Genomic DNA, 14,305 nt, shown 5'->3' with positions numbered 1-14,305 from the left:
AAAGCATCGCGGGACGAGCCCGCTCCCACAAGGGGCTCTACTAACCCTGTGGGAGCGGGCTCGTCCCGCGATCTGCTGCGCAACGGCAGCAAAGCTACCACGCGACAATCATGTTCAGCGGCTTGAGCACGCGCTTGTTGAAGTCCAGCGACAGCGAGTCTTTCGGCTTGCCGCCCATCAGGCGCTGGCTCAAATGCCCGTCGTCGAGCTTGTCGGCCTTCACCTTCAGGTACTCCGCCTGGCTGACGCGGACGCCGAACTGCGTCACCCAGTACAGCCGGTTGTCTTCCGAGCTGACAATCGGCAGGGTGGTGGCGCGACCGGCTTCGTCGAGGCCTTCGATGATCAGGTACCAGCTCTTGCCCTGGTTCGAGCTCGGGTCGCGGCTGCACGGTGCTTCCTCATAACAGCGCTCGACCGCAGACTTGCTGCCGATGCGGTCGACCACCTCCAGCGTCAGCACCTTGGGGGCCAGGTCGAGGACATAACGCATGGTTTGCAGCTTGTGCTGCGCGCCGCTGGCGTCGCGTGCCTCGATCAGCCCAGTCACCTGGGACGCCACCTGTTGCATTTCCTTGATGTTTTCCGCAGGCAGGTGCATGTCCGCCAGGCGCTGGTTCAGCACGGCGAATTCCTCGACCTGCGTTTGCAGCGGGCGCAGGTTGCCGAGCAAGGTCTGCAGGGCCGCCACTTGCTGGCTGGCCGCTTCGACGCCCTGGTTGTCGGCATCCTGCAATGCCTTGTCGACCTGTCCGGCCTGCCGCTGCAGGGACGGTAGCCAGGCCGCGCCATTGCGGTAGAGCGGGTCGTTTTGCAGGCGTAGCAGTTGCCCGCGGGTTTCGACAATCAAGCTGGCCTGGTTCAGCGTCGCGTAGCTCTGGCGCAGAATCGTGTTGGCCTGGCTGGCCTGTTGCTCAAGCACGGGGATCATCTGCGCAACGCTGTCGCGGTTGTCGGCATCGACGCTCACCTTGAGCAGTTGCTCGGCCAGCAGGGCTTCGGCCTGGGTCAGTTGCACCGCAGCGTTCGCCAACAGACGTTCGGCCGCCGGCTCGGGGCGTTGCGCTAGCTGTTGCGTCAACGTGGCGAGCATGCCCTGTTGGCGCTTAAGGTCCGCCTGGCGGTCGGTGGCGGAATCCTGGAAGGCCGCTACCGCCTGCTCGACCTTGGCGGTCTTGCCGTTTTCCTGGACGACGCGCGCGCACTGCGCCGCGAGCAAGGCAATCGCGATGAATTGCACGGCCCGCAGGCCCTTGCGCCGGTTCAGCAACAGGCTGCTCCAGAAGCGATCCAGTGCACTCAACGGTGGTGCTTCGAACATCAATCGGCGCGAGAAGAATTCGCGCACACCCTGGTCGATCAGGGCGTCGTCGAACGCGATGCCATTGCTCTGGTAATACGCACGGATCCGCGCCGCAACTTCGGCGCGACGTTGCGGCAGGCTCAGGTGCTCCTCGGTTTCTCGCTGCTGATGGCGCAACTGATCGACCAGCGCCATCGCCCCCATCTGTTCGGAGAGTGGCACGTTGTTCATCAGGCGGCCTTGCTCAGCAGGGCGGCGAACTTACGCTTGGCGTCTTCCACCGCTTCGGCGATATCGCGGGCGGCATTGCTCGATTCGGTGCGGTAGGTTTCGGCCATGGTGTGCATGTCGGTCTGGAAGGTCAGGGTGGCATCGGCCAGGGCGCGTACCGAATCGACCTTGATGGTCGAGCCGTAGCTGGCCTTGAGCGCCGCTTCGAGCTGCTGATTGCCGGTGCTGCCCAGCGCTTCGAGGCCTTTGCTGATACCGTCGGTGGTGGCATTGAGGGTGTGCGTGGCTTCGGCCAGGCCGCTGTTGCTGGTGAACGACACGGCCAGGCCGGTGAGCACCACTTCGTTGGTGGAGAAGAACGAGACCATGCGCTGGTACTGGCGCTCCTTGATCACGTGCACCTGGTTGATCCGGGCAAAAACCATCTCGGCGGTGTTGTAGCCCACCTTGAGGTCGTCGGCGATGTCCTTGACGATCTGGTAGCGCTTGTCTTCGTCCTGCAGGGCCCGCACGGCTTCGTCACGGCGCAGTTCCAGGCTGGCGCGCTGGGCGGCGTCCAGGTTTTCGGCGGCGGCGACATCGGCGTTGGCCGCATTCAGCGCCGCCGTACGTTGCTCCAGGGCCTTGCCGGCCAGGGCCAGCACTTGCTGGGCGTCGACTTCGGCGGCCTTCATTGCCATGCGAAAATCCAGGTACGACTCCAGAATCACGCTTTCACGGGCGATCTGCTCATTGGCTGACTGGCACACGTCCAGGTAGTTTTCGCGGATGTCGTTGAACCGGCTCGGGATCGAACCGCGGCGCAGGTTCATCCAGCTCAGCTTGAGTTTTTCCACGCTGTCCAGGCGCCCATCGTCCATCCAGCCGGCCATCGCGGCGGCATCCTCGCGGATCGAGGTGAAGCGTTGGGTGATGTCCATAAAGCGCGTGGAGATGTCCATGCCTTCGATCTGCTCGCGCACCATGCTGTTGAATGCGGTGGATTGCTGCAATACCGCCGCGATCGAGGTGACCTTGTTGCTGTCGTACTCGGCGATGCGGTCGAGCAGTACCAGCACGGGCGCGGCCTGGGTCGGTTGCAGGAGGTTGATGCCGATTGTGCGCAGGCCGTTGAGGGCGCGTTCCAGGTACTGGCTCATGCTGTGTCCTTACTGAAGAATGTGATCTGGGAGCGGCCCCGGAGTCTATCGGGGCGTACTGGCAAACTGATGTTGGTGATGCCTGGGCAGCTCAGAAACTGTCGGTGGTACGGAAGCCGCCGCCACCCGAGCTGCCGCTGCTGCGGAAACTGCCGCCACCGCTGCTGCCGCTGCTGCTAGAGCTACCGCTGGAGCTGCTTGAACGGCTAACGCTGTCGCTGCTGCCAGTGCTGGAGCTGGACCCGGCGCTGCTGCTGGCCGCGCTGACGGCGCTGGCCACTTGCAGCAGGACGTTGACGCCGTGCAGCACGCTCTTCGAGTCGATCTGGAAGCCCGCACTGGCCGGTTGGCTGTGTTGTTCGACCTGCTCCAGTACTTGGTCGCGTTGCAGCGTACCGTCCATGTACTGTGCGATCAGTGCGGTGTAATCGAAGTCGTCACTGTAGACATACTGGTCGACGGCGAACCGTTCGCCGCGCACCGCCCGTTCCAGCAGCTTGGCACGCTGGTAGGTGACCTTGCTGGCGGCCTGGGCCTTGCACGCCGCTGCCGATAGTTGCTCGGCGTCCTTGAGCCGTGGGTACAGGCTTTGCAACTCCAGGGCGATGGCATCGTCGCTCGGGTCGGGGGTCTTCTTCACGTCATCGAGCAATTGTTCGAGGCTGCGCGACTTGAGCAGCTCGGTCATGTTCTGGCGGGCGCGCTGGTAGTGCGGGTCTTCGTTCCGGGTGAACTCGGCGAGCTTCTGCTGAACCTCATTGGCCCGCTGTTTGGCCGCCTGCACGGCGCGGGCGAGGGTGTGCTGCTCGGCTTGCAGCGGCGCCAGACCGACTGTGCGCTGGGCCAGACCGAGCGCTTCGCTGGCTTCTTCGGCCAGGCTGGCGAGCCGGGCGTCGCGCTCGCTCTGCGCGGCCTCGTTGTGCGCCTGCATGTTCAGCAGGCTGAGCTCGTTGGCGCGGTTCTCGCGGTAGTTGACCTTGTTCGCCAGCCAATCGTCGCACCAGCGGTTGAGCAGGCGGCCGCGGTACTGCTCGGTGCCATACTGGCGCTCGCGCAGAAAGCTGTAGAGGCGGTTCTGGTTGAATGCCGGCAGCTTGTCGGCGCACTCCTGGCGGATCTCGGCAACGCTGGCAGTGGCCAGGCGATTCTCCGCCATGGCCTGATCGAGGTGCTGGGCAACCTTGGTATAGGCCTGGTTCTCAAGCAGTTGCTGCTGCGCCTGACGGTCGAGGCTGTCGATTCGTAGTTGCAGCGCAGCTTCGGCCTCCAGGGCTTGGGCGACCTGGTCTTCGGCACTGTGCAACTGTGTGCGCAACGCGGCGATGGCCTGCTGACGCTGTGCCAGCACCTGCTGCATCTCGTGGTCCGGCGTGGCGTTCTGCGTCAGTTGCAGCGAGGCGATGCGACGCAGGCGCTCCATCACCTCGTGTTCCAGGCTTAACTGCAACTGGCCGGACTGGGTGGCGTCTTCTTCGGCCTGGTGCAGCAGGCGTTCGTGCTTGCGCGCATTGTGGGCGAAGAAGTGCAGGAGTTTTTCCGGGCTCATCGGGTGTCCTTTCCTGGTGGGGCTCAATGCTGGGTGAGCGCGAGGAAGTATACCGGCCCCTAAAACGAAAAAGCCCGCCTCGTGAGCGAGGCGGGCTTTTTCTGTTGCGGCTGTCAGCGTGCGCTTAGGCGGCCTGGCTGGCGGCCTGCTGGGTCAGCGAGCGGTTCAGTGCGCTGAACAGGGCCTTGAAGCTGGCGGTGGTGATGTTCTCGTCGATCCCCACACCATGTACCGGACGCCCGCCGGCCACGCGCAGTTCGATGTAGGCCGCAGCTTTCGCGTTGGTCCCGGCACCGATGGCGTGCTCGTTGTAGTCCATGATTTCCACGGCTACCGGCAAACCGGCCACCAGGGCTTCCAGGGCACCGTTGCCCTTGCCGCGCCAGTGCAGGGTGGTCTCGCCTTCGCCCGACACTTCCACTTCAACCTTGCTGTTGCCGTTCTCTTCCTGCAGACGATGGCTGACCAGCGCATACGGGGCATTGGCTTGCAGGTACTCGCGGTGCAGCAGGCTGTAAATTTGTTGGGCGGTCATCTCCAGGCCGAGGCGGTCGGTTTCACCCTGCACGACCTGGCTGAACTCGATCTGCATGCGCCGTGGCAGGCTGATGCCGTATTCCTGTTCGAGCAGGTAGGTGATACCGCCTTTGCCCGATTGGCTGTTGACGCGGATCACCGCCTCGTAGCTGCGGCCGATGTCGGCCGGGTCGATCGGCAGGTACGGTACTTCCCACACGCCGTCTTCTTTCTGTTGGCTGAAGCCTTTGCGGATGGCGTCCTGGTGCGAGCCGGAGAACGCGGTGTGAACCAGGTCGCCGACATACGGGTGACGCGGGTGCACCGGCAACTGGTTGCACTCTTCGACGACCTTGCGCACGCCGTCGATGTCGGAGAAGTCCAGGCCCGGGTCGATGCCTTGGGTGTAGAGGTTCAACGCCAGGGTCACCAGGTCGACGTTCCCGGTCCGCTCGCCGTTACCGAACAGGCAGCCTTCGGCCCGGTCGGCGCCGGCCATCAGGCCCAGCTCGGTGGCGGCCACGCCGGTGCCACGGTCGTTGTGGGTGTGCAAGCTGATGATCACGCTGTCGCGGCGGCTGACGTTGCGGCAGAACCACTCGATCTGGTCGGCGTACACGTTCGGCGTCGACACTTCGACGGTGGCCGGCAGGTTGAGGATGATCTTGTGCTCGGGCGTCGGGTTCCACACGGCGATGACCGCGTCGCAGACTTCCTTGGCGAACTCCATTTCGGTAGCGCTGAAGGTTTCTGGCGAGTACTGGAAGGTCCAGTGGGTGTCCGGCTGTTGTGCAGCGTATTTGACGAACAGCTTCGCCGCGTTTACCGCGATGTCCTTCACGCCTTGCTTGTCCTGGTTGAAGACGATGCGGCGGAACGACGGGCAGGTGGCGTTGTACAGATGGACGATGGCTTTTTTCGCCCCGCGCAGCGACTCGAAGGTACGGGCGATCAGGTCTTCACGGGCCTGGGTCAGCACCTGGATGGTGGTGTCCTCGGGGATATGGCCATCTTCGATCAGGGTGCGGACGAAGTCGAAATCGGTTTGCGAGGCGGAAGGGAACGACGCTTCGATTTCCTTCACGCCAACGCTGACCAGGGTTTTCCAGAAGCGCAGCTTCTTCGCCGCATCCATGGGCTCGATCAGCGACTGGTTGCCGTCACGCAGGTCGGAGCTGCACCAGATCGGCGCCTGGGTGATGGTCTTCGAAGGCCAGGTACGGTCGGGCAAGTCGATGGTTGGAAATGCGCGGTACTTTTTCGAAGGGTCTTTGAGCATGGTCATGGAAGCAATCCTTTTGTGTGCGGCCTTGAAAGGGGCCCGCCGAACGAACACGAGATGAAAAGGCGAGGCGACGCAATTCAGCTTGGTAGTCGGGCACTGACCAGGCAAAGGCTGCGGTGTTGACGAAGCAGGATGAGGGTCTGGAAGGTCTTCATGCGTTCAACCCTAACCAGTGAGGTGAAAGATGGCAAGCACCGCAAAAAAATTGAGAGGAATGCTTAAAAAGTAAAAATTTGCGAGATTTTATAGCGATGTGTAAACAAAAAGACCGCGCCAGTTGCGCGGTCTTTTTGATTGGCGCAAGCCGCGTCTCAGGGCTGGAACGCCCCGATGAAAATCGCCGGGTCGACCCGCGCGTCGTTCAGGCTGACATTCCAGTGCATGTGCGGCCCGGTGGCCCGGCCGGTGGCACCGACGCGCCCGACCACGGCGCCACGGCTGAGCTGCTGGCCGGGCTTCACGTCGATCTTCGACATATGGCAGAACATGCTGATGAAGCCCTGGCCATGATCGACGAACACCGTGTTGCCGTTGAAGAAGTAATTGCCGATGAGGATCACCTTGCCATTGGCCGGGGTCTTGATCGGGGTGCCGGCGGGTACGGCGAAGTCCAGTCCGGCATGCGGGTTGCGCTCTTCGCCGTTGAAGAAGCGGCGCACGCCGAACTTGCTCGACAGCGGGCCGTTGACCGGTTTGTCGAGCAGCAGGTTGCTCGGCACGTTGGCGCTGAAGCTGCGGTAGGCGCGAACCTGTTCGGCCAGTTCGGCATCGATGCGCTTGAGGTCGGCCGGCTCCGGGTTGACCTGGCGCTTGTTCTTCAGGGTGATGTGCTGCTCGGGGTATTTCTTGCTGCCGACGCTGAAGCTCAGTTGCCGGCCGCCCTGGGTGAGGGTGGCGGTGCCGGGCTTTTGCGTGAGCGGAATGCCGACGATGGCCAGCCAGCTGTCCTGCTCCTTGACCACCAGCACCGGCTTGCCGTCGAAGCGTGCTTGCGGTGCCTGCGCGGCCGGGCCGAGGTCGACCACGGCAACGCCGCCGGGCACCGGCTTGTTCAGCTGGCGGGTGATGTAGCTGGCCTGGGCGGTACTGGCCAGGGTCAGGCAGAGCAGTAGCAGCGGGGCAAACAATCGGGGCATGAGTCAGTCCAGAAGGGAAAGCGTGACCGGGGTCTGGTGGTTGTCCTCGACCCGCACCTGCAGCTCGCCTTCGCCGAGGCGGGCGGTCAGGCGCTGGCCGTTGCGGGTTTGCGCGGCACGGCGGATGGCTTGGCCGCGCTCGTCGAGGAGGATGCTGTAGCCGCGCCCGAGGGTCGCCAGCGGGCTGACCACCTGTAGCGTCTGCACCTGTGCCTGCAAGCGCTGGCGGCGGTCCTTGAGGGTTTCGCGCATGGCGCGCGGCAGGCGTTCGGCGAGGTTGTCCAGGCGTTGTTTGAGCAGTGCCAGGGTGCGGCCCGGATGCTGCGCGGCCAGCCGGGTGTCGAGCCGGGCCAGGCGTTCGCGGCGCTGGTTCAGGCGCTGTTCGAAAGCGCGGCGCAGGCGCATGTCGAGGTCGTCAAGGCGTTGCGCCTGTTGCCGTAGGCGCTCGCCGGGGTGGCGCAGGCGCCGGCTCAGGCCGTCCAGGCGCAGGCGGTCGTGGGCCAGGCGGTTCTGCATGCGCAACAGCAGGCGCCGCTGCAGGCTTTCGAGGCGCCGTTGCAGGTCGCTGCTGTCCGGCGCCAGTAGTTCGGCGGCGGCGGACGGCGTCGGCGCGCGGACGTCGGCGACGAAATCGCTGATCGACACATCGGTTTCATGGCCGACGGCGCTGACGATTGGCGTAACGCAGGCGGCAATGGCCCGGGCCACCGCCTCTTCGTTGAAGCACCAGAGGTCTTCCAGCGAGCCGCCGCCACGGGCCAGGATCAAAGCATCGAAGCCTTGCGCATCGGCGCGTTGCAGGGCGCGGACAATCTGGTTGATCGCTTCGCGACCCTGCACGGCGGTGGGGATCAGGTTCAGCTCGACCTGCGGTGCACGGCGGCGGAACACGCTGATGATGTCGCGGATCACGGCGCCGGTGGGCGAACTGACGATGCCGATGCGTTGCGGGTGGGCGGGCAGGGCGCGCTTGCGCTCGCTGCTGAACAGGCCTTCGGCGTTGAGTTTGGCTTTCAGTGCGTCGAACGCCAGGCGCAAGGCGCCGTCGCCGGCCGGTTCGACGCTGTCGAGGATCAACTGGTAGTCGCCGCGGCCTTCGAACAGCGAGACCTTGCCGCGCACCTTGACCGCCAGGCCGTCACGCAGGGCCTGACGGACCCGCGCAGCGTTGTTGCGAAACAGTGCGCAACGGACCTGGGCACCGCTGTCCTTGAGGGTGAAATAGATGTGCCCGGAGGCAGGGCGGGCGAGGTTGGAGATCTCGCCTTCGACCCAGATGCTGCTGAACACGTCTTCGAGCAGCACGCGGGCGCGGCCGTTGAGTTGGCTGACGGTCAGGACTTCGCGGTCCAGGCCGAGTCGTTCGAAAGGGTCTCTGATCATGGCCGGCATCATAAAGCAATGTGTGGGAAATGTGCTGGCCCTATCGCGGGACTCGCCCGCTCCCAGCGTGGATCCGTGCACGCCGATCCTGTGGCGATGCGGCGACCCGACTAGTCCCGCGATGAGGCCTTCAAGCCTTCCAACAAATGCCCGACCAACGCCCCGGCATCGCGTCGCACCGCCACCGCCACCGTGCTCGACGCCTCACCCAGCAGCGGCACAAAGCGCACCGACGCCGGCGCGATATCGCGCATGCATTCGGGCAACAGCGCCACACCGAACCCGGCCTGAATCAGCTGTAACTGGGTGGTCTTGCGCGACACCACCCGCGCCGCCCGGGGAAAGAATCCAGCCTGCATGCACAGTTGCGCCGACAGGTAACTCAAACCGCCGCGCTGACGATGTGGAATGGAAATGAACGGCTCGTCGCGCAACTGCTCCAGCGCCACAGTGGTTTCCGCGGCCAGCCGATGCCCGGTGGCCACCGCCAGCAGTAGCGGTTCGGCAAACAACGGCTGCACCTCCACGCCTTCATGCTGGCGCAGCACCGGCAGGCGCAGCAGGCCGAGGTCCAGCCGGCCTTCGGCAAGTTCCAGCAGTTGGGCTTCCGAGGACTGCTGGGCGATCTCCATCTCGACGCCGTCGTGCGCACGCAGAAAGTCGCTCAGCTTCGCCAGCAGCGCCCCGGTCAGTGGTACGGTGCTGGAATGGCTGATGCGCAGGCTGCCGCGCAAACCCTGGCCGATCTCCCGCGCCAGGCGCTCGGCCTTCTCCAGGTCCACCAGCAGATTGCGTGCCCGCGGCAGAAATGCCGCCCCGGCAGCGGTCAGCCGCGGCGCACGTGCGGTGCGTTCGAACAACGACGTGTCGAGCTGGCTTTCCAACTCCTTGATCTGCCGGCTTAGCGCCGACTGGGCGATGAACAGCCGTTCGGCGGCAGCGCTAAAGCTGCCGCTTTCGGCGATTTCGACGAAGTACCGCAACTGGCGGGTGGTGGTCATGCAGGTATGCCGTTTCAAGATAGCTTTCGCAATAAAAGCATATTAGTCGGCATGGCTGGCGCGTGGCTAAAGTTTCCCTAACTGCCCGGCTCTCATTTCATTCCTGTGGGAGTGGGCCTTGCCCGCGATGCTCTTTTGGCCCTGATCATGCTCCCGACCCTGTTCGCCCAGTTGCCCTTCAGCCCCCTCGAATGGCTGCCGATCCTGCTCGGCATCGCTACTGCTTATATAGTCTTCGGCATCGCCGGCTTCGGCACGGCGCTGGTGGCGGGGCCGATCCTGATCAACTTCATGCCGCTGTCGCAGATCATCCCACTGCTGGTGCTGCTCGACTTTGTCGCCGCGTTCGGCAACTGGCTGTCGGCGCGCAAGGCTGTTGCCCGCGGCGAGCTGCTGCGCCTGCTGCCGTGCATGGCGCTGGGGTGCACGCTGGGGGTGGTGTTCCTGCTCAACCTCACGTCCGACCTGTTGCTGTTGCTGATGGGCCTGTTCATCAGCGCCTACGCGCTCTATAGCCTGGCGGTGAAGGTCAAGCCGGCCCGGTTGGCGGCGGCCTGGGCGGTGCCGATGGGCACGGTGGGCGGGCTGTTCGGCGCGTTGTTTGGCAGCGGCGGGTTTCTCTACGCGATCTACCTCAATGCCCGGCTGAGCTCCAAGGAGCAAGCCCGCGCCACTCAGAGTGCGCTGATCAGTTGCAGCACCGTGGTGCGCCTGAGCCTGTTCCTGCTGGCCGGGGTTTACGCCGACCTCGCGCTGCTGCTGCTGGCGCTGTGCTTGCTGCCGATGATGGCGTTGGGCCTGTGGATCGCTCGCCGCCTGACCCTGAACATGTCCCGCGAAGCCTTCGTGCGGCTGGTCACCTGGCTGGTGCTGGGCAGTGGCATTGCCCTGATCGGGCGCTACCTGAGTGAGGTAAACTCGCCTTTTTGAACCCGTTTGGCCGCCGTCATGACTACCCAGAGCATCATTGTCCCGAAGATCTCCACCGTCCCCGTGCATGAAGCCCGTGCCCGGGCCATCCTGCGCTGGCTGGTGCGCGAGAAGATCGTCGAGGAACAGCTGAGCACCTGCGGGCGTACCGGCAACCGCATGGCCTTCGCGATCGCCGACGGCGCGCGCAAGGTGGTCGAGCGGCCCGAGCTGCTGCCGTTTGGCCAGCCGATCAATGGCCTGGAAGTGATTACCAAGCGTTGCATCTACACCCCGACCGAGCAATTTCTCGAAGAGGCCGGTTGCGCCGAGTGCCGCAAGGAAGTCGGTGTCGAGCTGTTCGCCAGCCTCGAAGAATGGATGCCCAACCAGAGCGACAATTTCACCTGCCCGCGCTGCGGCCATGAAGATGACATCAACGGCTTCCTGTTCCTCCAGCCGTGTGCGTTTTCCAACCTCGGTTTCATCTTCAACAACTGGGCCGCGGCCAGCTTTACCGCCAAGTTCATTGCCGAGTTTGCCGATTGGCTCGACCAGCCGGTAGCGGTGGTGCAGGTCGAGTTGCACGACAACTGACCGAAGGCCCATCTTTACATTGAGCGAAGGGGTGCGCATGAGTATAATGGCGCGCTTCCATTTTTCCCGCCCGGGAGCCCCCGCGATGCTGCGTATCAGCCAAGAAGCCCTGACCTTCGACGACATTCTCCTAGTGCCTGGTTATTCCGAGGTGCTACCCAACGAAGTCAGTCTCAAGACCCGTTTGACCCGTGGCATCGAGCTGAACATTCCGTTGGTCTCCGCCGCCATGGACACCGTGACCGAAGCCCGCCTCGCCATTGCCATGGCCCAGGAAGGCGGCATCGGCATCATCCACAAGAACATGACCATCGAGCAGCAAGCTGGCGAAGTGCGCAAGGTGAAGAAGTTCGAGGCCGGCGTGGTCAAGGACCCGATCACCATCGAGGCCGACGCCACCGTGCGCGACCTGTTCGAGCTCACCCGCCTGAACAACATCTCCGGCGTACCGGTGCTGCACAATGGCGATCTGGTCGGCATCGTCACCTCCCGTGACGTGCGCTTCGAAACCCGTCTGGACGTGACCGTACGCGAGGTGATGACGCCTAAAGAGCGCCTGGTCACCGTCCGCGAAGGCGCCGACAAGAACGAAGTGCGCGAGCTGCTGCACAAGCACCGCCTGGAAAAGGTCCTGATCGTCGACGCGGCCTTCAGCCTCAAGGGCATGATGACCGTCAAGGACATCGAAAAAGCCAAGGCCTACCCGCTGGCCAGCAAGGACGACCAGGGTCGTCTGCGCGTCGGTGCGGCGGTGGGTACCGGTAAAGACACCGGTGACCGCGTTGCCGCGCTGGTCGCTGCCGGCGTCGACGTGGTGGTGGTAGACACCGCCCACGGTCACTCCAAAGGCGTGATCGATCGCGTTCGCTGGGTTAAAGAGAACTTCCCGCAGGTGCAGGTGATCGGCGGCAACATCGCCACCGGCGCAGCGGCCAAGGCCCTGGCCGAAGCCGGTGCTGATGCGGTCAAGGTCGGTATCGGTCCTGGCTCGATCTGCACTACCCGTATCGTCGCCGGTGTCGGTGTGCCGCAGATCAGCGCCATCGCCAACGTCGCCGCTGCCCTCGAAGGTACCGGCATTCCGCTGATCGCCGATGGTGGCATCCGCTTCTCCGGTGACCTGTCCAAGGCCATCGTCGCGGGCGCCAGCGCGGTCATGATGGGTTCGATGTTCGCCGGTACCGAAGAAGCACCGGGCGAGATCGAACTGTTCCAGGGCCGTTCCTACAAGGCCTACCGCGGCATGGGTTCGCTGGGTGCAATGTCCCAGGCCCAGGGCTCCTCCGACCGCTACTTCCAGGACTCCTCGGCCGGTGCCGAGAAGCTGGTACCGGAAGGTATCGAAGGCCGTGTGCCCTACAAAGGCAGCCTGACCGCGATCATCCACCAGCTGATGGGCGGCCTGCGTTCCTCGATGGGTTACACCGGCAGCGCCAACATCGAAGAAATGCGCACCAAGCCAGAGTTCGTGCGCATCACCGGTGCCGGCATGGCCGAGTCCCACGTGCATGACGTGCAGATCACCAAGGAAGCGCCAAACTATCGGGTCGGCTAACGCCTTCAGCGTCAAGCTACAAGCCTCAAGCTACAAGCGGTAGTTGCGCTGCAGCAGCTACCGCGTTTTCCCCGAACAACCTGCAGCTTGCAGCTTGAAGCTTGCAACTGCTCCAGAGATTGAGTCATGGCCCTCGATATTCACGCTCACCGTATCCTGATCCTCGATTTCGGTTCCCAGTACACTCAGCTGATCGCCCGTCGTGTGCGCGAAATCGGCGTGTATTGCGAACTGCACCCGTTCGACATGGACGACGAAGCGATTCGCGAATTCGCCCCGCGCGGGATCATCCTCGCCGGCGGCCCCGAGTCCGTCCACGAAGCCAACAGCCCACGCGCGCCACAGGCCGTCTGGGACCTGGGCGTACCGGTATTCGGTATCTGCTACGGCATGCAGACCATGGCCGAACAGTTGGGCGGCAAGGTCGAAGGTTCCGAACTGCGTGAGTTCGGCTACGCCCGTGTCGACGTGGTCGGCAAGAGCCGCCTGCTCGACGGCATCGAAGACCACGTCGACGCCGACGGTGTCCTCGGCCTGGACGTCTGGATGAGCCACGGTGACAAGGTCACCCGCATCCCGGAAGAGTTCCACATCCTGGCCAGCACCCCGAGCTGCCCGATCGCCGGCATGTTCGACGATGCCCGCGGCTACTACGGCGTGCAGTTCCACCCGGAAGTGACCCACACCAAGCAGGGCGGTCGTATCCTGTCGCGCTTCATCCTCGACATCTGCGGCTGCGAAGCGCTGTGGACGCCGTCGCACATTGCCGACGACGCCATCGCCCAGATCCGCGCCCAGGTCGGTTCGGCCAACGTCCTGCTCGGCCTGTCCGGCGGTGTCGATTCCTCGGTGGTCGCGGCGCTGCTGCACAAGGCCATCGGCGACCAGCTGACCTGCGTATTCGTCGACAACGGCCTGCTGCGTCTGCATGAAGGCGAGCAAGTGATGGCCATGTTCGCCGAGAACATGGGCGTCAAGGTCATCCGTGCCAACGCCGAAGCGCAGTTCCTGGACAACCTGGCCGGCGAAGCCGACCCGGAGAAGAAACGCAAGATCATCGGTCGCACCTTCATCGATGTGTTCGATGCCGAAGCGAGCAAGCTGGATAACATCCAGTTCCTGGCCCAGGGCACCATCTACCCGGACGTGATCGAGTCGGCTGGCGCCAAGAGCGGCAAGGCGCACGTGATCAAGTCGCACCACAACGTGGGCGGCCTGCCGGAGGAGATGAACCTCAAGCTGGTCGAGCCGCTGCGTGAGCTGTTCAAGGACGAAGTCCGCCGTCTGGGCCTGGAGCTGGGCCTGCCGTACGACATGGTCTACCGTCACCCGTTCCCGGGTCCGGGCCTGGGCGTGCGGATCCTCGGCGAGGTGAAAAAGGAGTACGCCGACCTGCTGCGTCGTGCCGACCACATCTTCATCGAAGAACTGCGCAAGGCCGACTGGTACCACAAGGTCAGCCAGGCCTTCGTGGTGTTCCAGCCGGTGAAATCGGTCGGTGTGGTCGGTGACGGCCGTCGTTACGCCTGGGTCGTGGCCCTGCGTGCGGTGGAAACCATCGACTTCATGACCGCCCGTTGGGCACACCTGCCGTACGAGCTGCTGGAAACCGTCAGCGGCCGCATCATCAACGAGATCGACGGTATCTCGCGCGTCACCTACGACGTGTCGAGCAAGCCACCGGCAACGATCGAGTGGGAATGA

The 14,305-nt window shown here is 64.0% G+C and carries 11 protein-coding genes; 4 read left to right on the top strand and 7 right to left on the bottom strand.

Annotated features, from left to right (window positions below):
- Positions 1-94: 94 nt before the first annotated feature.
- The 7 genes from DCO48_RS21145 to DCO48_RS21115 form a co-directional block, all read right to left on the bottom strand.
- A complete protein-coding gene (locus DCO48_RS21145; protein ID WP_116552555.1) occupies positions 95-1,534 on the bottom strand; it encodes a DUF6384 family protein in 1,440 nt (479 codons plus the stop codon).
- On the bottom strand, positions 1,534-2,673 hold the full coding sequence (locus DCO48_RS21140; RefSeq protein ID WP_116552554.1) for a merozoite surface protein 3b: 1,140 nt from the start codon (positions 2,671-2,673) through the stop codon (positions 1,534-1,536). Before DCO48_RS21140 ends, DCO48_RS21145 begins: the two co-directional genes overlap by 1 nt.
- Before the next feature lie 91 nt (positions 2,674-2,764).
- Positions 2,765-4,219 (bottom strand): hypothetical protein, encoded by a 1,455-nt coding sequence (locus tag DCO48_RS21135; protein ID WP_116552553.1) that lies wholly within the window; start codon positions 4,217-4,219, stop codon positions 2,765-2,767.
- A 124-nt stretch (positions 4,220-4,343) separates the two neighbouring features.
- Positions 4,344-6,020, bottom strand: coding sequence for a 2-isopropylmalate synthase (gene leuA / locus DCO48_RS21130; RefSeq protein WP_116552552.1), 1,677 nt, complete (start codon positions 6,018-6,020; stop codon positions 4,344-4,346).
- A 311-nt stretch (positions 6,021-6,331) separates the two neighbouring features.
- A complete protein-coding gene (locus DCO48_RS21125; protein ID WP_116552551.1) occupies positions 6,332-7,156 on the bottom strand; it encodes a M23 family metallopeptidase in 825 nt (274 codons plus the stop codon).
- A gap of 3 nt (positions 7,157-7,159) precedes the next feature.
- The gene (gene xseA, locus DCO48_RS21120; RefSeq protein WP_116552550.1) at positions 7,160-8,539 is read right to left on the bottom strand and encodes an exodeoxyribonuclease VII large subunit; all 1,380 of its coding nucleotides are present in this window, start codon (positions 8,537-8,539) and stop codon (positions 7,160-7,162) included.
- Between the two features lie 110 nt (positions 8,540-8,649).
- The gene (locus tag DCO48_RS21115; RefSeq protein ID WP_116552549.1) at positions 8,650-9,540 is read right to left on the bottom strand and encodes a LysR substrate-binding domain-containing protein; all 891 of its coding nucleotides are present in this window, start codon (positions 9,538-9,540) and stop codon (positions 8,650-8,652) included.
- A 159-nt stretch (positions 9,541-9,699) separates the two neighbouring features.
- On the opposite strand from DCO48_RS21115, the gene DCO48_RS21110 reads away from it, so the two are divergent.
- The 4 genes from DCO48_RS21110 (at position 9,700) to guaA (ending at position 14,305) form a co-directional block, all read left to right on the top strand.
- Entirely contained in the window at positions 9,700-10,470 is a 771-nt protein-coding gene (locus DCO48_RS21110; RefSeq protein ID WP_116552557.1) for a sulfite exporter TauE/SafE family protein, read from the top strand.
- A gap of 18 nt (positions 10,471-10,488) precedes the next feature.
- The gene (locus tag DCO48_RS21105; protein WP_116552556.1) at positions 10,489-11,046 is read left to right on the top strand and encodes a sugar ABC transporter ATPase; all 558 of its coding nucleotides are present in this window, start codon (positions 10,489-10,491) and stop codon (positions 11,044-11,046) included.
- 85 nt (positions 11,047-11,131) lie between these two features.
- On the top strand, positions 11,132-12,601 hold the full coding sequence (gene guaB / locus DCO48_RS21100) for an IMP dehydrogenase (RefSeq protein WP_116552548.1): 1,470 nt from the start codon (positions 11,132-11,134) through the stop codon (positions 12,599-12,601).
- Between the two features lie 126 nt (positions 12,602-12,727).
- Positions 12,728-14,305, top strand: coding sequence for a glutamine-hydrolyzing GMP synthase (gene guaA / locus DCO48_RS21095; RefSeq protein WP_116552547.1), 1,578 nt, complete (start codon positions 12,728-12,730; stop codon positions 14,303-14,305).

The organism is Pseudomonas sp. SDI (genome assembly GCF_003105155.1).
Taxonomy (GTDB): Bacteria; Pseudomonadota; Gammaproteobacteria; order Pseudomonadales; family Pseudomonadaceae; genus Aquipseudomonas.
This window is presented reverse-complemented; position numbering and strand designations above follow the sequence as displayed.